Source organism: Rhizobium sp. CF122 (genome assembly GCF_000282035.1).
Lineage (GTDB): Bacteria > Pseudomonadota > Alphaproteobacteria > Rhizobiales > Rhizobiaceae > Rhizobium.
Genome location: NZ_AKKA01000008.1, coordinates 109,966 through 129,997, shown reverse-complemented (window position 1 = coordinate 129,997; position 20,032 = coordinate 109,966). Strand labels below are relative to the sequence as shown.

The window sequence follows — 20,032 nt, the reverse complement described above, 5'->3', positions numbered from 1 at the left end:
GCGGTCGGCGGCCATGTGCGCGGGCTCCGCTCCCCTGCTCAGCCGAAACACCGGCTGATGAAATTGGAGATCGCGGCGATCGATGCTCCTGCATAGGCGCCGAACATGACGCTTTGAAGGAGGCCCAGCGCCAGGCTTTGAAGATCGAAGCCCGTCAGGCCGAGAAAGAACTGCAGCCATGGCCTATGAAGACCCCATTCGGGCGCGACGAAGCCGAGCAGCATGCACAGCAGGAACGAAATGGAGGCGAAGACGGCTAGCGTCGCGCCAAGCACTGGAACCGAAACATGAGCAGGCGTCGCCGGGGATGTCTCGGACTGGACATGCAAGATTGTGTTCGCCATTGAACGACCCTCCGCCGGGCTGCATATGCAGCCACCTTGACAAGCGAACAATGAGCCTGCCAGTCGCGTGCTTCTTTGATTTAAATCAAGAATGCGAAAACATCGCCGGGCTGCTGCATGAAGGTAGGCAGCCGGAGCCGCTTGCTGTCAGCCTGGCCTTCCTCGGATGGCCCGCGCAATCCTCAATTCGCCGAGCGGAGCTCCGACTATTAAGAGTTCGTTGACCATAACGTGGCTTTACTAAGCGCGATGGATGCGGACGTTCCCGCACGTCGTCGAGTGTTTTGTGTGGGACGGGATTGATCGTGTCAAAGTATCCAGTGAAAGGATTCTTGGGTGGAACCTTGGGCGGCGGGGTTGCGGCACTGCTGTCGCGTGTAGAACGGCTCGTCGCGCAGACCATCCTGCCGGCTCTGTTCGCGCTGCCTGCGCTAGCCGGCTCTGCATCATTAGCCTCCGCGGAAGATCGTGCGCTGAAGCTGTTCTTCACCCATACGGGCGAGAAGGCCACGATTATCTATAAGCGCGACGGAAGGTTCGACCCAAAGGGCCTGTCTCAGATAAATCGGTTCCTGCGCGACTGGCGAAGGAACGAACCAACCCGGATGGATCCGCGGCTGCTTGACCTGGTCTGGGAGGTGTACAAGCGCAGCGGCGCGAAGGACTATATCCACATCGTCTCCGCCTACCGTTCTCCGGCGACCAACAACATGCTCCGCAACCGCTCGCGCACGACCGGTGTCGCCAAGAAGAGCCAGCACATGCTTGGCAAGGCGATGGACTTTTACGTTCCCGGCGTGAAGCTTTCGACGCTGCGTGCCCTTGCAATGCAGATGCAGGTCGGCGGTGTCGGATACTACCCAACCTCGGGTTCGCCCTTCGTGCATCTCGACGTCGGCAACGTCCGGGCTTGGCCCCGCATGTCTCGGCAAGAACTCGTTCGAATATTCCCGAGCGGGCAGACGATGCATCTTCCAGCGGATGGCCGCCCACTGCCGGGATATAACCAGGCAGTTGCGAACTACAAGAAGCGCGTCGGCCACGCCTCCATCCAGATCGCCAGCACTACCGGAGAAGACGACGACGCAGGCGCGTCAGGCACGTCGAGCCGCGACTCCACGGACAGAAGCCTCGTGACAGCGCTCCTGCCCACGCCTCGAAGCCGCGCATTGAATGGGCTGGCCCTGCAGCCCGACGCGTTCGGGAGGGATGACGAACGGTCCTCCGTGGATCTTTCATCACGACCGATTCCGATACCGGCGATGCGGCCGGCCGCTCGGGGCGGCGACGCGGGTATCGATGCCAAGCTGGAGACTGCATCGATCGGCCCGATCGACGCGCCTCCGGGTAGACGGACATCTGCATTGCCTACCTATTCCGGCTTCGAACCTTTCGCTGCCGCGCGCGAGGCCTTGCAGAAGGGGGCGGACGTGATCGCTTCCCTGCCAATGACTGCTTCCTGGGAAGACACAGGTTCGTTCGGATCGACCTCAGGCGCGGCGCTGATGAAATGGGCGCTGCATACTCCTGGCGAGGTGATTGGAATGAGAGCGCCTCGCGTTTCCCGCCGCACGGTTCAGCATTACCCGGATGCCGCGGCATCAGGTGGGGCAATCATTCCTGTCGCCGCCACAGACCAGTTCGATGCCAACCGGTTTGCGTCGCCCCCGGAGGGCTGACCGCAACCTCTCGAATGGCAGCGTTATCTCAATTTTCCGCTATTCGGTAGCAAGGGCCATCACCGTGCCCCGAGTGAGCGGTAGGAATCCCGCGACCTGGCGCCTCGCTCCTTGGACGTTTTGGCCGGAAGTCGGTGCACCTGTCGGCCGCCAACGACTGCGTTGCCGCCATGTTCAAGATCTCTCGTCAAGCGGCACCGCATAAAGCTCTAGTCGCCTTCGAACGACTCGATATCCCATCTGTGCGGCTATTTTCTCTTCAAGAGCATTGAGGCGCGGTTCGCAAAACTCAATGATCTTGCCGGTCGAAATGTCGATGAGATGGTCGTGGGGCGTGGCGACTTCGTATCGCGCTTTTCCCGGTCCAAAATGTTGCTCGGCAACGACGCCCGCCGCGACCAGATGGCCCAAATTCCTGTAGACGGTCGCCAGGGACACGCGCCTCCCTCGTGCCCACAGGCGTTCATGCAGCGAATCGACATCCGGGTGATCCGGTCGGGTGATCAACGCTTCGAGGATTTCGCGCAAGTTCGCGGTCACTCGCAGTCCGCCCTGCTGGCATCGGTTCTCGAGTTCGGCTAACGACAGATCGTCCATTCTCACACCACGAAGTCCATGATGTACTTTGCGTTGGGGTCCGCAATGATCAACGCAGTCAATACTTTAGCGGCCACCAGCCGCGCCCGTGCACCCAAGGCTCCCGTTTTCTGCTTGCTTGCTGTGCGTATGCTGGGCGCAGAGACCTCGGAAATTAAACGGCGATCATTTGACGGATCGCTTTACAGGTGTCGCTTGGGCGTGAACCGCTTCATGGCCTCCAAAGTTTCAGGACTGACGTGATGCTCAATACCCTCCGCATCCATCCGCGCCGTCTCTATGCTGACGCCGATAGAGCAGAGAAACAATTCCACGATCTGATGCCTCTCGCGACTGACGCGCGCCAATTCCTTGCCGGTACCCGTCAGGAAAACACCCCGATACGGGCGCTGCTGGATATAACCTTCCGCAATCAGCCGCTTCAGCATCTTGGCGACCGTCGGCTGCGCAACGCCCAGGCGCTGGGCAATATCCACCTGCCGCGCCTCGCCGCGGTCGGCGAGAAGGTCGGCGATGAGCTCGACGTAATCTTCCACGAGTTCGCTGCGGCGGTTGTTCCGCGCCTGCCGGAAGCTTTCCATCTGGGTGTCGGCAGCGACAAGCGCACTCTCAATTTCGATCGACTGACGAAGCTTCTCGTTCAATTCAATTCCGCCTGCTCATAATTTTTCTCGAGCATTACGCTAACATAGCAACGGCTATATTTCCAATCTTCATTTACCTGCGGGCCAGAAATATAGCTCTTGCTATAATCATGCTATAATGCTCTATTTCATTTAAATTGCTAATTGGAGCCTCCTCTAAAATGTTGAAGTGGGCACAGACGGCCTTGAGCAGGAGAAGCCTCCTCGGAGGCGGGATCGCAACACTCGGTGCCACGAGCATCTGCACCGTCAACACGGCGGCTCAACAGGCCCATTCCGGCGATCATGGTGCCGCGGTCTCCGCCATGAAGAGCGGCGACATTGCTCCCGCCCACCATTCCGCCCACGGTGCGATGATCACCGTTGGAAATGTCGACAATGCCCGCAACGGGTTCGATCCGACGAGCATTCTCACCGACTGGTATACGGGCGAGTTGAGCGATCTGCCCGACGGGCGCAAGCTGCGCCGCTTCGAAATCGCCGTCGAAGAAAAGGAAATCGAAATCGCACCCGGCGTCATGTTTCCCGCCTGGACCTACAACGGCCGCGTCCCCGGTCCCGCCCTTCGGGCGACCGAGGGGGAGCGCCTGAGCATCAAGCTCATCAACAACGGCTCGCATCCTCATTCCTTGCATTTCCACGGCATCCACTCGTCACGCATGGACGGTGTCCCTGGAGCCGGCGTCATCGGCCCTGGCGAGGAGTTCGTCTACGAGTTCGACGCCAGACCCTTCGGCTGCCACCTGTATCACTGCCATGCCCTGCCGCTGGCCCGCCACATCCACAAGGGCATGTACGGCCTCTTCGTGATCGATCCCGATCCAGCGCGCCACCCCGACAACGCCGAGGTGGCGAAGTCCCGCCTGCATGGCTCGCCGGAAAATGCCGAATGGCAGGAACTGGCGATGGTCATGAACGCCTTCGACACCAATTTCGACGGCGAGAACGAGTTCTATGCCTGCAACACCATCGCCCATTGCTACGCCAAGGAGCCGATCAGGATCGAAAAAGGCCGCCCGGTCCGCATCTATCTGGTGAACATCACGGAGTTCGACCCGATCAACTCGTTCCATCTCCATGGGAACTTCTTCGACTACTACGACACGGGAACGACGCTGGCGCCGACGCTGCGGACAGTCGACCTCATCACGCAATGCCAGGCGCAGCGCGGCATCCTGGAGTTCACCTTCAAGGAACATGAAGCCGGGCTTTACATGTTCCACGCCCACCAATCCGAATTCACCGAGCTCGGCTGGATGGGCATGTTCGATGTTGTGGAGACGCTGTCATGAATGAGAACCCGCGCAACCTCCTACCCGTCTCCACGGTCGCGCCGAGCCGCCAGCATCTTCTGTGGCTCCTCTTACCCTTGGTCGTGTTGGCTGCCGCAGTGCTTTGGCTGTTGCAAAGCGACCCGCTGCGAGGCTTCAACAACGGTGCTCCGCCGGTCGAAAACCTGAGCGTCGAGCGCACCGTGCTCGATCAGGACGGCTTGCGGATGCTCGTCCGCGCCGGCGGATCGGAGCCGATGACGATCGCGCAGGTACAGGTCGACGCCGCCTACTGGCAGTTCAGGCAGGAACCTGCCGGAACGATCTCCCGCGGCGACACGGCCTGGGTGGCGCTCCCCTTCCCTTGGGTTCTCGGCGAAGCGCACAAGGTCACGTTCGTCACCAACACGGGCGCCACCTTCGATCATGAAATCCCGGTTGCCGTCCCGACGCCCAAGGCCAGCCTAGGCGCGTTGGTGTCTCAGGGCATCCTTGGCGCCTTCGTCGGAATCCTGCCCGTCGCGATCGGATTGCTTTGCTACCCGGCGCTTCGTGGCGCCGGCCGTGGCACGATGACCTTTCTGCTGGCCATGACGGTCGGGCTGCTCGCCTTCCTGCTCGTCGACACGATGATCGAGGCGCTGGAATTTGCGAACCAGTCGGCTGCGATCTTCCAGGGAAGCGTCATGGTCGTCCTGGTTGCGGCAGCGAGTTTCCTGGCGCTGGTCGCGGTCGGCCGTCGCCACGGCTCTCCGACGGGCCTCGCGCTCGCGACTTATATCGCCCTCGGTATCGGACTGCACAATTTCGGCGAAGGTCTCGCCATCGGCGCGGCTTTCGCGGCCGGCGCGGCGGGACTCGGAACGTTCCTGGTGCTCGGTTTTGCCCTCCACAATATCACCGAGGGCATCGGCATCGCCGCCCCCATCTTGAAGATCCGGCCGAAGCTCGTTCACTTTGTGGGCCTGACGCTGCTGGCCGGCGGTCCTGCGGTTCTGGGCATCTGGCTCGGCAGCTTGGCCGTTGCCCCGCACTGGACCGCGATCGCCCTGGCGATCGGCGCCGGCGCTATCGCGCAGGTTATCGTCGAAGTCACGGCGTTGCTCGCAAAGGACGGCAACCGTGGGGACTACGCGCAGGTCCTCAGCCCTACGGCGTTCGGCGGCATCGCGGCCGGACTGGCGTTCATGTATGTGACCGCCATGCTCGTCAAGATCTGACGCCAACCGCCAACAACTGGAGCACGCTTCTCAAAGGCGCGCGATGTCGCTGCTTGGCTGGGGCCGGTTCCGCGCCAATACTCGACCGGCGGCAAGCAGGACCTGCTGGGCATTAGCTAAGCGCTCAAACAATTGTCTCCGAACGCCTGATCATCCACAGCACGAGATCATGCTTGATGCACCTTGATCGCAGCAAGGACCGGCTTGGGACCTCGGTTGATGTGCTTGATCGCGTCTTCCTTTCCCAGCCAGGAAAAATAACCGGAAAACTCTAACCAAAAACGGTCCAGCTTGAAGGGTTCGGATCAGGACTTGACTGCGCCCGCGGTCAAGCCGGCGATGATATGCTTCTGCGCCAGGAAGAAGACGATGATGGTCGGCATGATCGTCAAGGTGATGAAGGCGAGCACCAACTGCCAGGCGGTGCCAAACTCGCCGCGATAAACCATAATGCCGAGCGGCCAGGGATACATCGTTTCCGAGTTCAGCATGATCAGCGGCAGGATGTAGCTGTTCCAGCTGCCGACGAAGGAGATGATGCTGACGGTTGCGATGATCGGCCGCGAGAGGGGCAGCGAGATGTGCCAGAAAAACCGGATGTAGCCACATCCGTCGACGATGGCGGCCTGGAACAATTCTTCCGGAAGGTTGCGAAAATAATTCCGGAACAGGAGAATGCTCATGCCGAGGCCGAAGGAGACCTGCGGCAGGACAACACCCCAGTATGAATTCAACAAGCCAAGGTCACGGATTCGGATGAAGAGGGGCAGGATGGCAGTCGCAGCCGGGAACATCAGGCCAATCAGGAAATAGTTGAGCAGGAAGCCGGCGCCGAAGAACTTTACGTGCGCGAAGGTGAAGGCAGCCATGGCTGAGACCGAAACGGTCAGACAGACAGTCAATGTCGCGATGATCAGCGAATTCATCATCTGCCGCCAGTAGCGATCCCCGAAGAGAATGTCGGTGTAGTTCTCCGGATGCCATGCAACAGGCAACCCGAAGGGGTTGGTGCGCAGGTCGCCGAGATCCTTGAAGCCGCCAAGCGCTGTCGTCAGCAGCGGCACCAACACGATCGCGGCGATGATCGTCAGCGAGACGTAGAGGTAGATCTTTGTGCCGGTCGCAATCCGGGCGGTTGAGGCCATGTCAGTCATTGCGCATGAATATCCGTTTGTAACCGAAGGCAAGCGTCACGCAGATCACGAACAGGACGACGCCGACGGCACTGCCGAGGCCGACCTGCATGCGCGTGACGCCGAAGTTGAACAGGAAGGTGACCATGGTCTGCGTTGCGTTGAACGGCCCGCCGCCCGTCAGCGGCATGATGAGGTCGAAGAGCTGCAGCGAGCCAACAACTGCGAAGAAGACGGACAGGCGGACCGTCGAGCCAAGAAGCGGCAGTGTGATATAGCGGAACCGCTGCCAGCCGCTCGCGCCGTCGATTTCGGCAGCCTCCAGCACGCTCTTGTCAAGCGACTGCAGCCCTGCGATGAAGAGCATCATGTGGAAGCCGAAGTACTTCCAGACGACGACCGCCAGCACCGCATAAATCGCCAGGTCCTTGTCGGCCAGAACATAGGGGGTCTCGACGCCGATGAGGTGGGCAGCGGAGGCAAACAAGCCATAGTCGCCGTCATAGACGAAGCGCCAGATGAGGCCCGCTGCCACCTCAGCCAGGACGTAGGGCAGGAAGAAGATCAAGCGGAAGAGAACCACGCCGGCGATCCGGTGGGCCAGCATCATCGCCAGCCAGATGGCGAGCGGTATCTGGATCAGGATCGAAATAACGATGATCAGGGCATTGTTCTTCAACGCCGTCAGGAAGGCGCTGTTCTTGAATAGCACCTCGAAATTTCGCATTCCGACGAACTGCGTCGGCAGACCGTAACCATCCCACTTGTAGAGGCTGTACCAGGCCGCCTCCCCCATCGGCAGGATGACGAAGATCGTAAACAGCAGCAGTGCTGGCGGCAGGAACAGAAGCAGGACCGGCAGGCGCCGCGCCAGGCTTGGATCCTTGCTGCGCACCGACGACCTGACAGTCGGGCGCGCACGGACGAGGCTTGTCGCGCTGATGGTGGTCATGGAGGCCGATCCCCTTGATTCAGATTGAGGGCGGCGCGGATACTTGCTCCGCGCCGAGATAGTCTTGGTCAGAGTTGATCCTGCTCGAAGGCTTCCTGGATCTGCTGAGCGCCATCGGCAGGGCTCATCTGGCCAGATACGATGGCAACGGAGACATCGTTGACGACACGGCCAACGGACGGGCCGAGATCCTGATCGAAGAAGTTCTGGTGCCACGTCGAATGTGCGAGCTGTTCGGCGGCTTGATGCATCAACGGATTGGTCACTCCGTCCTCAGCGCCGACCGCGACCGGGATGAGCATGCCGGCCTTGGCCATCTCGCGCTCGTTTTCAGCGTTTGTCAGATAGGCAAGAAAATCAAGCGTTTCGGGTGGAGCCTTCTTCGTCACCGCCCAGCCGTTCAAGCCGCCGAGCGTGTCGGTTATAGCACCAGCACCGCCGGAGACGGCAGGGAACGCGAAGCGGCCGATATTGTCGGGATCGAGGCCCTTTGCGTCGCCGGAATTGGTGCGTTGGTTGGCAGCGGTGTTTTCGAAACCGAGGATCATCGCGGCCTTGCCGTCACCGAAGACGCCAAGCGCCTGCGGCCAGGTCGCACCAAGGTAGCCCGGCTGGAACGGCTCGAGCTTGCCGAGTTCAGCAAGTTGTTCGCCCGCCTTGATGATGGCCGGATCGTTGAAGCCTTCGCCCTGCCCGTTCTTGGCCGCATCGAAGACCTTCTGGCCACCGTCGCGCATGACCAGGTAGCTCCAGTAGAAATGGATCGGCCATTTTTCGCCGCCGCCACCTGCAATCGGCACGATGCCGGCATCCTTGAGCTTTTTGACGGCAACGAGATAATCGTCCCACGACTTGATGGACGCTGCGTCGACGCCCGCCTTTGCAAACATCTGCTTGTTATAGAAGAAGGAAACCGTACCCATCTTGTAGGGAACTGCACCGATCTTGCCCTCGAAGCTCAGGCCGTTGATCGATGCCGGATTATAGCTCTTCAGCCAGGCGCCGTCCTTGGCCTTCATGGTTTCGGTCAAGTCCATCAGTGTACCGGTGGCAAGCTGCTGCTTCAGCACGCCGCCGCCCCAACTGAAAAACAGATCCGGGGCATCGCTCGATTGCAGCAGCGTCGGAAGCTTCGCCTTGAAGGCTTCGTTTTCCAGAAACTGCATCTCAATCTTTACGCCAGGATGCTCAGCCTCGTATTTTTCAGCGATCTTTTTCCAAACCGCCAGATAGTTCGGGTCGATTTCAAGATGCAGCCACTTGACGGTCGTGTCGGCTGCGGCACTTCCCGCAGCAATCAGGAGCGCCAGCCCAGTGGCCGCCGAGCGGGCAATGAAACGGCTGCGAAGCAAGGCCTTTGCCTTCATATGGTCAAACATGATTTCTCCTCCAGTAAGGGCAAAAATCGTCCTCTTCAATTTTTCCCTTATGCGGATTAAATCATCGGGAGGTTTTGGCGAATGTCAACTCCCCTGGCTGAAATTGGCAGATTTGCCTTGACAGGTAGGGTCGCCGACGCGCTATTTAATTCGCATACCGTTGAAAATATAAGCCCCGCGCCTTGCGGGATATTGAAGAGCCGGCAAGACCACATGAAGACCGCAGATCCCGAATTGATGCGCGCGATCAACCGCTTGAACGTGCTGGATACGATCCGCCGTCACGGCCCGATATCGCGTGTCGAGATCAGCGAGCGAACCCAGTTGTCAACGACGACGGTGTCAGCGATCACCGCCTCGCTGCTCGATGACGGTCTCATCCTGCCGCGCCACGAGGGGGATATTCGCAACGAGGCGGCCCGCGGCAGACCGCGCGTCATGCTCGAACTCAATCCGGATGCAGCAAGAGTGGTTGGCGCGAAGATTGCGGCCAACCGCCTCGTTTTCGTCGTGACTGATTTTCGCGGAGACGTGCTGTCGAAACTCACTCTTCCCATTCGCATCGATCGTCAGCCGATCGGGGTCATCGCCGACCTCGTCGAGGATGGTGTGCGCCGCTGCGTGGTCGATGCCGGGCTATCGCTCGAGGATGTCGATACTGTTTGCCTGGGTCTTCCCGGTGTGATCGAGCACCGCACCGGCCATGTCCGCAGTAGCCCGATCTTTCGTGACATGAATGTCGACTTTGCCAGCGAAATGACTGCCCGGCTCAATACCTCGACCATCGTGGAAAGCGATGCGCATGCGATCACGCTTGCCCACCACTGGTTTGGCAAGGCGCGCGATCTGGAGGACATGGTACTGATCTCCCTGGAGCAAACACTTGGACTGGGCGTGCTCCACGACAACCAGCTTTTTCGTGGCGCCGGCGGCCTCAGCCATAATCTTGGCGATTTGGTGCTCGGTATGGGGCCTCGCGGCATCGTGCGACTGTCGAGCCAGGCCGGCGAAAGCGAGATTCTAGGTGAGCAACCGGCCAGCGGCCGGTTCGCCGAGGCCATCCGGCTTGGACGGGGAATGACGCATGCCCAGGCGCTTATCAAGGCCGAAGACAACACCTTGATCAACGCCGCAATCCGCGCCGGCGAAGCCGTCGGTGTGGCAATCGCCAATATCGTTACCTTGTTTGCGCCGCCGCGGGTTATCCTTGTCGGCTCCAGCCTCGCACTCGGGGAGCCGTTTCTCGACAGCCTGCGAAACGCCTATGCGCTCGCCGTTCCGCCGTCTCTGAAGGGTGTTGCCGAACTCGTCTTCGACGATTCGACCGACGACTTCTGGGCGCAAGGGGCCGCCGCTGTGGCGCTTTACGAACTCTACGAGTCGCCGTGGAACACCACCGGTCCGGCGCTCTAAGCAGCAAATTCACGACATCCAACGGGAGGAAATCATGGAACGAGTCGGTATCGGCATCATTGGGTGCGGCAACATCTCCGGCGCCTATCTGAAGGCGATGGCGTCCTTTCCTATCCTTGACGTCCGCGCCGTGGCTGACCTCAACCACGATATGGCTGTGGCAAAGGCCGCCGAGTTCGACGTGCCCGCAAAAAAGATCGATGAACTGTTTGCCGACCCGAAGGTCGAGATCATCGTCAATCTGACGGTACCCAAGGCACATGTCGCGGTTGGTCTGCAGGCGCTTGAGGCGGGTAAGCACGCCTATTCGGAAAAGCCGCTTGGTATCAACTTCGCGGAAGGCAAACGACTTGCGGAGGCCGCAAAAGCCAAGGGTTTGCGCATCGGTGCTGCGCCCGACACCTTTCTGGGCGGCGGACACCAGACCGCACGCACACTCGTCGATCAAGGCGTCATTGGCCAACCGGTCGGCGGAACGGCGACCTTCATGTGCCCGGGCCACGAGCGCTGGCATCCAAATCCGGCCTTTTATTACGAGGTCGGCGGCGGACCGATGCTCGACATGGGGCCCTATTACATCACAGATCTCGTCAATCTTTTCGGACCGGTCGCACAAGTGGCCGGCTTTGCCGTCACGCCGCGCAAAGAGCGCGTCATCACCAGCGAACCGAGAAACGGCGAGCATATTCCGGTGCATGTTCCCACCCATGTCGCCGGTCTCATGGCCTTCGCCAATGGCGCGGTCGTACAGATTAGCATGAGCTTCGACGTCGCCGGCCACAAGCACGTGCCGCTCGAAATTTACGGGACCGAAGGCACGCTGATTGTCCCTGATCCCAACCACTTCGGCGGCGATGTGGAACTGCTGAAGAAGGGTGGGGCATTTGAGCAGCAGCCACTGACAGCACCATATGGCGACGGCAACTATCGCTCGATCGGTATCGCGGATCTGGCCCACGCCATCCGCTCGAACCGGCCGCATCGTGCCAACGGCGATCTGGCTCTGCATGTCCTTGAGGTGATGGAAGCCTTCCACACGGCCTCTAAGAGCGGACGCACGGTCGCCATCACCACTCAAACCGAGCGGCCCATGCCGCTGTCCCGGTCGCTCGTCGACGGGCGCTTGGCCAAGTAATCATCAGGAGGAAGAGTATGCGTGAAGCACTGATCGTCTGGGGCGGATGGAGTGGCCACGAGCCGCAGGAATGCGCCGCAATTATCAAGGACATGCTGGAGGAAGATGGGTTCAAGGTCTACGTCGAGCACACGACCGAGGCCTTTGCAGACCCCTCTGTCCATGATCTCAGCCTCGTTGTGCCGATCGTGACGATGTCTAAGATCGAAAAGGAAGAGATCAAGAACCTTGCGGCCGCGATCGAGGGTGGTGTCGGCATTGCCGGCTACCATGGCGGCGCTGGCGACAGCTTCCGTGAATGCGTCGAATACCAGTTCATCATCGGTGGTCAGTGGGTCGCACATCCCGGCAATATCATCGACTACACGGTCAACATCACCCGGCCCGACGATCCTGTCATGGAGGGCATCAGCGACTTCCCCTATACCTCCGAGCAGTACTACATGCATGTCGATCCTTCGAACGAGGTGCTGGCGACGACGAGGTTCACCGGCGACCACGCCTACTGGATCGACGGCGTGGTGATGCCCGTCGCCTGGAAGCGCAAATACGGCAAGGGACGTGTCTTTTATTCCTCGCTTGGCCATCAGGCCAAGGAATTCTCGGTGCCTGAGATGAAGACGATTTTCCGACGCGGTGCGAACTGGGCAGCACGCTGAGCGGCCAGTTCATAAAAATGCCGGCGCCATATTCTGTAGCGCCGGCATTTTATCAAGATCGCGTACGAATTCCGGGCATACGTCAGCCATAGCGGCTGAGACCCAGTCCCTCGGTCGATATTTGCGGTTTTGCCCTGTTGATAAGATCCGTCAGCACACGGCCGGAGCCGCAGGCCATCGTCCAGCCAAGCGTGCCATGCCCGGAATTCAGGTAGAGGTTGTCGTAGACCGTTTTGCCGATGATTGGCGTTCCATCGGGTGTCATCGGGCGCAGGCCGCACCAGAACTGCGCCTTGCTCTGATCCCCTGCTCCACCGAACAGATCCTCAACTGAATGTGCAAGTGTTTCCTTACGATTCGGCGGCAAGTCCTTGTTGAAACGGGCGATTTCGGCCATGCCTCCTACACGGATCCGATCACCGAGACGGGTGATGGCAATCTTGAAGGTTTCGTCCATGATCGTCGAAACAGGCGCCCGGCTCTCGTCGACGATCGGAACCGTGATTGAGTATCCCTTCACCGGGTATATTGGAACCTTCAGTCCGAGCGGCTTCAACAAGATTGGCGTGAAACTGCCAAAGGCGGCCACGAAGACGTCGCTGTCAAACGCGCCGTGCGAGGTTTCCACAGCCCTGATCCGGTTGTTCTCGATGCGCAGCTTGTGGACGTCTGCGCCGTAGATGAAGCGCACGCCCAATGCCTCTGCACGCTTTGCGAGTTCATTTGCAAATTTGAAACAGTCGCCCGTTTCGTCGTTGGGCAGACGCAAACCGCCGACGATCTTATGCTTCACCGGCGCCAGTCCCGGCTCGGCCGCGACGCATCCAGCCGGATCGAGTACCTGGAACGGCACGCCGTCTTTTGCGAGAACCTCGATGTCCTTGGTGATCGAATCGAGCTGCTTTTGCGTGCGAAAGAGCTGTAGTGTCCCTTGCATCCGCTCGTCGTAGGGGATGCCGGTCTCGCCACGGAGCTCGATCAGGCAATCGCGACTGTATTCGGCAAGCCGGACCATCCGGCTCTTGTTGATGGCGTAGCGCGCTGAAGTGCAGTTGCGCAGCATTGCCGTCACCCAGGCCCAGGTGGCTGGGTCGAATGTTGGACGTATGATCAACGGCGCATGCTTCATGAAAAGCCATTTGACGGCCTTCTGAGGAATTCCGGGCGCTGCCCAGGGCGATGCATAACCGGGCGAGATCTCACCGGCATTGGCGTAGCTGGTTTCCAGAGCCGGTCCGCCCTGGCGCTCCAACACTGTTACCTCGTGTCCCGATTTCGCCAGATAGTAGGCAGTGGTAATGCCGATGACGCCGGCACCAAGCACGGTGATCTTCATAGTGAACCCCAGAAAAGTCAGATCAGATGTAACGATGGCCCAAATGGGTGGGAGTTTTTGAAGGAGATGGTATCGGTGTCTTCAGCCATCATCGCCAAACTTTGATGTTTGCCAAGTACCACCGGTGTACTGAGAACAGTTTGCCTTTTCCGCCAGCACATTGATGCCGATTGCTATGCTGCCCATCGACACGCGTCCCATGCTCGGCAACAGCCCCTCTCGACGGCGCCAAGGTCGATTGAAAGAACGCCGCATCCGTCGTTGGTTGCGAGCGTAACATTGACGGTGCTGCTGTTCATGAACCGGCCCAAAATTGCACGCGGCAAGGATATCGGCCAGTGAACGAATTTTTCGCTCAATTCTTCATGGAAACAAACAATTACAGCTGCGTTCTTGCAATTTTCTTCAAGCCATTGAACGTTTCGTGCGGGGATCGATTACAGGAGATAGCTGATGAAGCGCTCTGCGGCTGGCGGCAGACTAGAGCGGCTGCGGGTCAACAGATAGAGCGAGCGGACGAGCCGAAAATCGGCAATCGCGCGAAAGACAATTTCATCGCTCTGGATGACCTTCGCTGCCTGCTGTGGCAACAGCGCCACGCCGGCGTTGCGGCTGATCAAGGTCAACTGCGCAATGGTGCTGAACGTTTGGATACGGCCGATCGTCAGGCTCGGCGGCAATTCGGGGCAATCGGCAAGCATCCTTGCAATGCCTGCCTGTCCGTCGAGCGCGATCACATCTTCCGGATTGATATCGGCCAAGATAACCGGACGCGACGACCGTGCAAGCTGATGATCTCTGTGGCAGACGAGACCAAACGGGTCCTCGCTGATCTTTCTTCCCTCCAATTCGGCCGATTCAAAGCCCGGTCCAGCCAGCGCGAAATCAAGCGTTCTGTTCACCACCATGCCGGCCAGCCGTTCGGCCACGTCATCATGAACGATAATGTCAATGCCCGGATGGTCGGTGCGAAACGTCCTAATCGCCTCCGATAGTGGGGTCAGGACGGCCGACGGTGCGGCGCCAATTGCCACACGGCCACGTTTGAGACCGCCGACCTGTCTGAGGTTGGTCAACGAAAGCTCGAAACGATCGAGAAGATCGCGCGCGCCCTCCAGGAACGCCTGGCCAGCTTCTGTTGCTCTCACAGGGCGCGTCTTTCGGTCGAAGATCGCCGTCCCGCACTCCAGCTCAAGCATCCGGATCGTCTCGGTCAGGGCCGAGGGCACGACGCCAAGCCGTTGCGCTGCCCGGCTGAAGGATCCTTCCTCCATCACCGTTAGCGCTGCGCGAAGATGGCGAAGGCCTATATTCGTATTTTCCGAAAAAACCTTCATATCTTTCTAATTATACGAATTGCTTGCTTGTGGTTCAATACAGGATCCCTCGATTTCTCCGGACCTACCGCGATGCTGAACCAGACTATAAGGAAACTGCACTATCATGTGGTTCTTCAACGACTTCCTGCATTACTTTCTGACGCAGGATTTCGGGGCGACACCGCCGCCGATGCAGCACTGCTCGCGGCCATGTCCACGGACAACAGCATTTACACCATGATGCCGGATATCGTCGTTGCTCCGCGCGATGCCGAGGATGTTCGACGGTTGATGCGCGTCCTTGAAGCCGAGGATCTGTGTGATGTTCCGGTAACAGCACGCGGAGGAGGCACCGGCACCAACGGCCAGAGCCTGAACGCCGGCATCATCGTCGATTTTCAAAAATACATGAACCGCCTCCTTAACGTGAACGTTGAGGAGCAGTGGGTGGAGGTTGAACCGGGCATCGTTCTCGACGAGTTGAACGCCCAATTGGTGGGAACTGGTCTGTTCTTCGCGCCCACGACCTCGACGGCAAGCCGCTGTACGATCGGCGGCATGGTGAGCACGGATGCATCCGGAAAAGGGTCGAGGCGCTACGGCAAGACCAGCGACAACGTGCTTGGAATGGAGATCGTCCTCGATGGCGGCCGAACACTGGATAGTGATGCGCCGACACCTGATTGGGCAAAGACAATGCTCTTGGAGATCGAAGCGGCATGTAAGTCGGGTCGCGATGCTCTGCTTGGCCGGGTCCCGGCACTTTCGCGCAGGTTTACGGGCTATGATCTCGAAAGGGCGAAGCCGCCTAAAGGCGACCTCGAATGGTGGCGCCTGCCGATCGGTGCGGAGGGTACGCTCGGCCTTGTCACACGGGTGCGCTTGCGCCTGTTGCGCAAGCCAAAATTCAAGCGCTTGGTTGTCATTGGCTTTAAGACATTCGCTGCGGCACTGGATGCTGGTAGCGCCCTCCTCGCACATGATCCGCTGGCAATTGAAGTCATGGACGAATGGGTACAGGGTCTGGCCGACAAGGCCGGAATTCTGCAAGCACTGCCTGCCAGCCTGCGGGCTCGCGACGGTCAGCCGATCGCCTACAATTTCGTCGAGTTCGTCGGGGACGACGAGGCAGATCTGGTACGGCGGGTCGAAGCCCTGCGGGAGCGCGCGCTGACGCTTGCCGGCGCAATCGCAAGCCACGTAGCGGTTGACGATATCGAAATGGCAGCACTCTGGCAGGTCAGGGCGGCAAGTGTTGGCTTGCTCGGTAAGGTCAGTGGCACGCGCCGACCGATTGCCTTTGTCGAGGACTGCGTGGTGCCTGTCGAAAACCTTGCAGCCTTTGTAAAGGACTTCACAGCGCTGCTGAACAGACACGGCTTGAACTATGGCATGTACGGCCACGTTGATGTCGGCTGCCTGCATATCCGTCCCGCGCTCGATATCGATCGCGAGGAAGACCGGGTCATCATGAAGGCGATCTCGGATGGCGTCTTCGACTTGACGCGCCGGCATGGCGGTATTTTCTGGGGAGAGCATGGCAAGGGCGTGCGTGGCGCCTACTTGGCAGAGTTCGTCGGTGCTACCGCATATGATGCGTTTGGCCGGGTCAAACGCGCGTTCGATCCGCGGCTTCGTTTCAATCCGGGAAAGCTCGTCGGTGATCCGGGGTCCCTTATGGGCATTGGGACAACCCCGTTTCGCAGCGTCAACACCGAGGAGAACGATCCTCTCAGCCTTGCCTTCAAGTGCAATGGCAATGCTCAGTGTTTGAGCTATCAGCGCAGCAATGTCATGTGCCCCTCGTTCAAGGCGACGCGGGACCTGCGCCACTCTCCGAAGGGCCGCGCCGACGCTCTAAGGCATTGGCACCAGGCGCACAGGCAAGGTCATGCGACCAAAGAGCTGGAGAGCGATGTCCTGTCCGCACTCGACGGATGCCTTGGCTGCAAGGCCTGCGCCACGAGCTGTCCGGTGCAGGTCGACATACCAGAGATGAAATCGCACTTCCTCGAGCGGTTTTATCGGAAACGCCGGCGATCGCTGGCCGATAGGCTAGCGCTGTTGCTGGAGGAATACTCGCCGGTTTTGGCCCGGCACAGGAAGCTGGCGGCGGTTTTTGCAAGGGTGTTCAACCCGCTGATGGAGAAGGTCACGGGTCTGCATGACCTTCCGCTCATTGCCTTTAATGATGTGGGCATAGGCGGGTATCAGACGTTTTGCGCCGAGGTGATCGCGCAGCGCCAATGGCATGAGGATACGGTCTTCGTCTGGCAGGATCCGTTTACGGCCCTCTTCGACAGCCAGGCCGCGATGGCACTTGCGGACGGCCTTCGTGGCTTTGGCTATCGCCCTGTCTTCGTCTCCATGCTGCCGGGCGGAAAGGCGGCCCACGTGCTCGGCGACAGAACCCGCTTTTTCAGGCAGGCACGCAAGCTGCGATCCGCGATCGACGTGGTTGCGGCTTGTGGTCGACCGATGGTAGGGGTCGATCCGGCCTTCATCATGATGGTCCGCCAGGAATACCTAAAGGCTGGCCTGACAGGCCAACCGCTGCAGTTGGTCCAGGAGTTCCTGAACGAGGAGATCGCCCGCGGGCGTGTCCTGCCAAAACTCGCCACGGCAAGGCTGCCGCCTAAATTGCTCCTTCATTGCAGTGAAAGCGTAGGCGCCGGAGCAACGGCCTGGAAGAAGCTTTTTGCCGCACTCGGCGCGTCGATTGAAGTTGCGGCAACCGGGTGCTGCGGTATGGCCGGTTTGTTCGGCCATCAGCAGCGGCACCAGGCTCTCAGCAGGCGCACATTTGACCTTTCCTGGTCGGGGCAATTGCAGGGCGAACGGGAGGCAATGGTCTCCGGTTTCTCGTGCCGTTGCCAGACGAAGCGATTCTCTTCTATTCGGGGCGAACATCCTATGCGATGGATGGCCGATGCAATCGGCGCTGAGTGACGCGACGGCGCGGCGCGGCGCGAATAGATGAGGTGGTAATGTATGAGATTGATGCCATCGACCGGAAAATCATCCGGCAGTTGCGCCTGAACTCGCGTATCTCCAATGTCGATCTTGGCAAGGAGGTCGGCCTGTCCGCCTCGGCTTGCCTGCGCCGTATTTCACTCATGGAAAAGGCAGGAATAATAATTGGTTATACGGCGCTTATTGATGTACTTGGTGAGGACGCCATTGCCGTGATCATCCAGATCACTCTGGAGCGCCAGACAGAGGAATATCTGAACCGCTTTGAAGCGGCTGTCCGCAAATATCCGGAAATTCGCGAATGTTTCCTGATGACGGGCGGCTCAGATTATCTCTTGCGTATCGACGTCGAGAGCGCCGGTGCCTTCGAAAGGATCCACAAGGAGATCCTCTCCGTCTTGCCCGGTGTGCTGCGTATCAATTCCAGTTTCTCCATCCGCAATGTGCTGTCGGCGCGTCAGAAATAGATGCTGACGGCCCGAAGCGGAGCGGCCTTCGTAAGGTCTCTGGAGCGACTTACGCCATAAGGATCGCAAGACGGCGAAGCGCGTGAATGCTAGCTATATGCCGGACCCGTCGGATTTGGATAGCAGCATGTATGACCATTGCATTATTGGAGGCGGCATCGTCGGCTTAGCGGTTGCCATGGCGCTGCAGGAAAGAACACCCGGCGCCAGCATCGTCGTCTTGGAGAAAGAGGCCGAACTAGCCAAGCACCAGACGGGTCACAACAGTGGTGTTATCCATGCCGGGATCTATTATGCTCCAGGCTCACTGAAGGCGAAGCTCTGCCGTGAAGGTGCGGAGGCGACAAAGCGCTTTTGCAATGAAAATCGGATCGCCTTCGAAACCTGCGGGAAGTTGCTGGTTGCGACCGATGATGCGGAGATGCAGCGGATGGAGGCGCTCGAGGACAGGGCGCGACACAACGGCATCGACTATACCAGATTGTCGACCGCAAAACTGAGAGCCGACGAGCCCCATATCGCCGGTCTCGGCGCCCTTCTCGTTCACTCCACGGGCATCGTCGATTACGCGATTGTGTGCCATGCCATGGCACGAAAGATCGAGGAACAAGGCGGTGAAATCAGGCGCGGCGTGGCGGTCAGGGCGATTCACGAACACGAAAACGGGGTACGCATCGAAAGCGCGTCCGGAGCTATCGAAGCCCGCAGACTGATTGCCTGCGCTGGCCTCCAGTCCGACCGCATTGCTTTGATGGCCGGCGTGAAGATCGATCATCGGATCGTGCCGTTCCGCGGCGAATACTACGCATTGCCCGCATCCAAGGCGAAGGTGACGCAGCGCCTGATCTATCCGATCCCCGATCCAGACTTGCCGTTCCTCGGAATCCACCTGACGCGAACGATTGACGGCGGTATGACGGTTGGACCGAACGCCGTACTTGGCTTCGCGCGCGAAGGCTATGTCAAGGGCAGCTTTGCGCTCAAGGACGTCGGCAGCATGGCTGCATTTGCCGGCTTCTGGAAAATGGCGCGGAAAAACTGGCGTTCGGCGATTTCCGAATTTGCCAATTCCGCATCGCGGGCACGCTACCTCAAAGAGTGCCGGAAATATTGCCCCTCGCTGACAATTGATGACCTGCAAAAGCCACAGGCTGGCATTCGCGCGCAGGCGGTCATGGCCGACGGAAGCCTGGTGCATGACTTCCTCTTCAAGCAGACGGAACGAATGCTGCATGTCTGCAACGCTCCCTCGCCCGCAGCGACCTCGGCCATCCCGATCGGCCGCATGATCGTGGATCGGCTGCTCGAAGGCGGTACCACAATGATTAGCGCATCGCCTGCCCGTGAGGAGGCCCGGGCTTAGGCTTTCAGAGGCTGGATCGGGCTCTTGGGCATCAAGAGATGGCGAGGCCGCCCTCGACCGGAAGCGATATCGTCCATCTCTGGAGATCCAAAAGGGAGATGTTGCTAATAGCGGCCGGATCCTTGGAAATTCCCCTTGTCCTGGAGAC

The 20,032-nt window shown here is 59.5% G+C and carries 17 protein-coding genes and 1 pseudogene; 10 read left to right on the top strand and 8 right to left on the bottom strand.

Going from position 1 to position 20,032, the window contains the following annotated elements:
• Positions 1 to 38: 38 nt before the first annotated feature.
• Positions 39 to 344: a hypothetical protein gene (locus PMI09_RS01005; RefSeq protein WP_007787969.1), complete on the bottom strand. Its 306-nt coding sequence runs from the start codon at positions 342 to 344 to the stop codon at positions 39 to 41.
• A 299-nt stretch (positions 345 to 643) separates the two neighbouring features.
• Between PMI09_RS01005 and PMI09_RS01000 the strand changes: the two genes are divergently transcribed.
• Positions 644 to 2,023, top strand: a complete 1,380-nt coding sequence (locus PMI09_RS01000; RefSeq protein WP_037081461.1) for a DUF882 domain-containing protein — start codon at positions 644 to 646, stop codon at positions 2,021 to 2,023.
• A 174-nt stretch (positions 2,024 to 2,197) separates the two neighbouring features.
• Here PMI09_RS01000 and PMI09_RS00995 read toward each other — a convergent pair whose 3' ends face one another.
• The gene (locus PMI09_RS00995) at positions 2,198 to 2,620 is read right to left on the bottom strand and encodes a Fur family transcriptional regulator (RefSeq protein ID WP_037081458.1); all 423 of its coding nucleotides are present in this window, start codon (positions 2,618 to 2,620) and stop codon (positions 2,198 to 2,200) included.
• A gap of 182 nt (positions 2,621 to 2,802) precedes the next feature.
• Positions 2,803 to 3,264, bottom strand: a complete 462-nt coding sequence (gene mntR, locus PMI09_RS00990; RefSeq protein WP_007787965.1) for a manganese-binding transcriptional regulator MntR — start codon at positions 3,262 to 3,264, stop codon at positions 2,803 to 2,805.
• Between the two features lie 161 nt (positions 3,265 to 3,425).
• On the opposite strand from mntR, the gene PMI09_RS00985 reads away from it, so the two are divergent.
• The 3 genes and pseudogenes from PMI09_RS00985 to PMI09_RS31920 all read left to right on the top strand — a co-directional run.
• Positions 3,426 to 4,556, top strand: coding sequence for a multicopper oxidase domain-containing protein (locus PMI09_RS00985; protein WP_007787964.1), 1,131 nt, complete (start codon positions 3,426 to 3,428; stop codon positions 4,554 to 4,556).
• Positions 4,553 to 5,755 (top strand): ZIP family metal transporter, encoded by a 1,203-nt coding sequence (locus PMI09_RS00980; protein WP_007787963.1) that lies wholly within the window; start codon positions 4,553 to 4,555, stop codon positions 5,753 to 5,755. Before PMI09_RS00985 ends, PMI09_RS00980 begins: the two co-directional genes overlap by 4 nt.
• A gap of 39 nt (positions 5,756 to 5,794) precedes the next feature.
• Positions 5,795 to 5,931: pseudogene (locus PMI09_RS31920) on the top strand (transposase); the annotation flags it as partial.
• Positions 5,932 to 6,060: 129 nt separating this feature from the next.
• Here PMI09_RS31920 and PMI09_RS00975 read toward each other — a convergent pair.
• From PMI09_RS00975 to PMI09_RS00965, 3 genes are all read right to left on the bottom strand, one after another.
• Positions 6,061 to 6,909, bottom strand: coding sequence for a carbohydrate ABC transporter permease (locus tag PMI09_RS00975; RefSeq protein ID WP_007787961.1), 849 nt, complete (start codon positions 6,907 to 6,909; stop codon positions 6,061 to 6,063).
• The gene (locus PMI09_RS00970; RefSeq protein ID WP_007787959.1) at positions 6,902 to 7,840 is read right to left on the bottom strand and encodes a carbohydrate ABC transporter permease; all 939 of its coding nucleotides are present in this window, start codon (positions 7,838 to 7,840) and stop codon (positions 6,902 to 6,904) included. The genes PMI09_RS00975 and PMI09_RS00970 overlap by 8 nt, the downstream gene beginning before the upstream one ends.
• 68 nt (positions 7,841 to 7,908) lie before the next feature.
• Positions 7,909 to 9,219 (bottom strand): ABC transporter substrate-binding protein, encoded by a 1,311-nt coding sequence (locus tag PMI09_RS00965; protein WP_007787958.1) that lies wholly within the window; start codon positions 9,217 to 9,219, stop codon positions 7,909 to 7,911.
• A gap of 213 nt (positions 9,220 to 9,432) precedes the next feature.
• Between PMI09_RS00965 and PMI09_RS00960 the strand changes: the two genes are divergently transcribed.
• Genes PMI09_RS00960 through PMI09_RS00950 form a run of 3 tightly spaced genes read left to right on the top strand, consistent with a single transcriptional unit; the run spans position 9,433 to position 12,426 of the window.
• The gene (locus PMI09_RS00960; protein ID WP_037081455.1) at positions 9,433 to 10,632 is read left to right on the top strand and encodes an ROK family transcriptional regulator; all 1,200 of its coding nucleotides are present in this window, start codon (positions 9,433 to 9,435) and stop codon (positions 10,630 to 10,632) included.
• A 34-nt stretch (positions 10,633 to 10,666) separates the two neighbouring features.
• Entirely contained in the window at positions 10,667 to 11,767 is a 1,101-nt protein-coding gene (locus tag PMI09_RS00955; protein ID WP_007787954.1) for a Gfo/Idh/MocA family protein, read from the top strand.
• A gap of 17 nt (positions 11,768 to 11,784) precedes the next feature.
• The gene (locus PMI09_RS00950; protein ID WP_007787952.1) at positions 11,785 to 12,426 is read left to right on the top strand and encodes a ThuA domain-containing protein; all 642 of its coding nucleotides are present in this window, start codon (positions 11,785 to 11,787) and stop codon (positions 12,424 to 12,426) included.
• A gap of 82 nt (positions 12,427 to 12,508) precedes the next feature.
• On the opposite strand, the gene PMI09_RS00945 is transcribed toward PMI09_RS00950, so the two are convergent.
• Both PMI09_RS00945 and PMI09_RS00940 read right to left on the bottom strand, forming a co-directional pair.
• Positions 12,509 to 13,762, bottom strand: coding sequence for a D-amino acid dehydrogenase (locus PMI09_RS00945; protein WP_007787950.1), 1,254 nt, complete (start codon positions 13,760 to 13,762; stop codon positions 12,509 to 12,511).
• A gap of 437 nt (positions 13,763 to 14,199) precedes the next feature.
• Positions 14,200 to 15,099: a LysR family transcriptional regulator gene (locus PMI09_RS00940; RefSeq protein ID WP_007787948.1), complete on the bottom strand. Its 900-nt coding sequence runs from the start codon at positions 15,097 to 15,099 to the stop codon at positions 14,200 to 14,202.
• 72 nt (positions 15,100 to 15,171) lie between these two features.
• Between PMI09_RS00940 and PMI09_RS00935 the strand changes: the two genes are divergently transcribed.
• The 3 genes from PMI09_RS00935 to lhgO all read left to right on the top strand — a co-directional run bounded on the left by PMI09_RS00935 (position 15,172) and on the right by lhgO (position 19,884).
• Positions 15,172 to 18,030 carry an FAD-binding and (Fe-S)-binding domain-containing protein gene (locus PMI09_RS00935; RefSeq protein ID WP_007787946.1) on the top strand — a complete coding sequence of 953 codons (2,859 nt, stop codon included), beginning with the start codon at positions 15,172 to 15,174 and terminating at the stop codon, positions 18,028 to 18,030.
• Between the two features lie 38 nt (positions 18,031 to 18,068).
• The gene (locus tag PMI09_RS00930; protein WP_007787944.1) at positions 18,069 to 18,521 is read left to right on the top strand and encodes an Lrp/AsnC family transcriptional regulator; all 453 of its coding nucleotides are present in this window, start codon (positions 18,069 to 18,071) and stop codon (positions 18,519 to 18,521) included.
• 127 nt (positions 18,522 to 18,648) lie between these two features.
• Positions 18,649 to 19,884, top strand: a complete 1,236-nt coding sequence (gene lhgO, locus PMI09_RS00925; protein WP_007787942.1) for an L-2-hydroxyglutarate oxidase — start codon at positions 18,649 to 18,651, stop codon at positions 19,882 to 19,884.
• The last annotated feature ends 148 nt before the right edge of the window (positions 19,885 to 20,032 follow it).

Bases quoted from the DNA above. Each gene is read 5' to 3' on its own strand.
- lhgO (WP_007787942.1), top strand. From the start codon at position 18,649: ATGTATGACCATTGCATTATTGGAGGCGGCATCGTCGGCTTAGCGGTT.
- PMI09_RS00935 (WP_007787946.1), top strand. From the start codon at position 15,172: ATGCTGAACCAGACTATAAGGAAACTGCACTATCATGTGGTTCTTCAA.
- PMI09_RS00955 (WP_007787954.1), top strand. From the start codon at position 10,667: ATGGAACGAGTCGGTATCGGCATCATTGGGTGCGGCAACATCTCCGGC.
- PMI09_RS00995 (WP_037081458.1), bottom strand. From the start codon at position 2,620: ATGGACGATCTGTCGTTAGCCGAACTCGAGAACCGATGCCAGCAGGGC.
- PMI09_RS00940 (WP_007787948.1), bottom strand. From the start codon at position 15,099: ATGAAGGTTTTTTCGGAAAATACGAATATAGGCCTTCGCCATCTTCGC.
- PMI09_RS00975 (WP_007787961.1), bottom strand. From the start codon at position 6,909: ATGACTGACATGGCCTCAACCGCCCGGATTGCGACCGGCACAAAGATC.
- PMI09_RS01005 (WP_007787969.1), bottom strand. From the start codon at position 344: ATGGCGAACACAATCTTGCATGTCCAGTCCGAGACATCCCCGGCGACG.
- PMI09_RS00970 (WP_007787959.1), bottom strand. From the start codon at position 7,840: ATGACCACCATCAGCGCGACAAGCCTCGTCCGTGCGCGCCCGACTGTC.
- PMI09_RS00930 (WP_007787944.1), top strand. From the start codon at position 18,069: ATGTATGAGATTGATGCCATCGACCGGAAAATCATCCGGCAGTTGCGC.
- PMI09_RS00965 (WP_007787958.1), bottom strand. From the start codon at position 9,219: ATGTTTGACCATATGAAGGCAAAGGCCTTGCTTCGCAGCCGTTTCATT.
- PMI09_RS00945 (WP_007787950.1), bottom strand. From the start codon at position 13,762: ATGAAGATCACCGTGCTTGGTGCCGGCGTCATCGGCATTACCACTGCC.
- PMI09_RS00980 (WP_007787963.1), top strand. From the start codon at position 4,553: ATGAATGAGAACCCGCGCAACCTCCTACCCGTCTCCACGGTCGCGCCG.
- PMI09_RS00950 (WP_007787952.1), top strand. From the start codon at position 11,785: ATGCGTGAAGCACTGATCGTCTGGGGCGGATGGAGTGGCCACGAGCCG.
- PMI09_RS00985 (WP_007787964.1), top strand. From the start codon at position 3,426: ATGTTGAAGTGGGCACAGACGGCCTTGAGCAGGAGAAGCCTCCTCGGA.
- PMI09_RS00960 (WP_037081455.1), top strand. From the start codon at position 9,433: ATGAAGACCGCAGATCCCGAATTGATGCGCGCGATCAACCGCTTGAAC.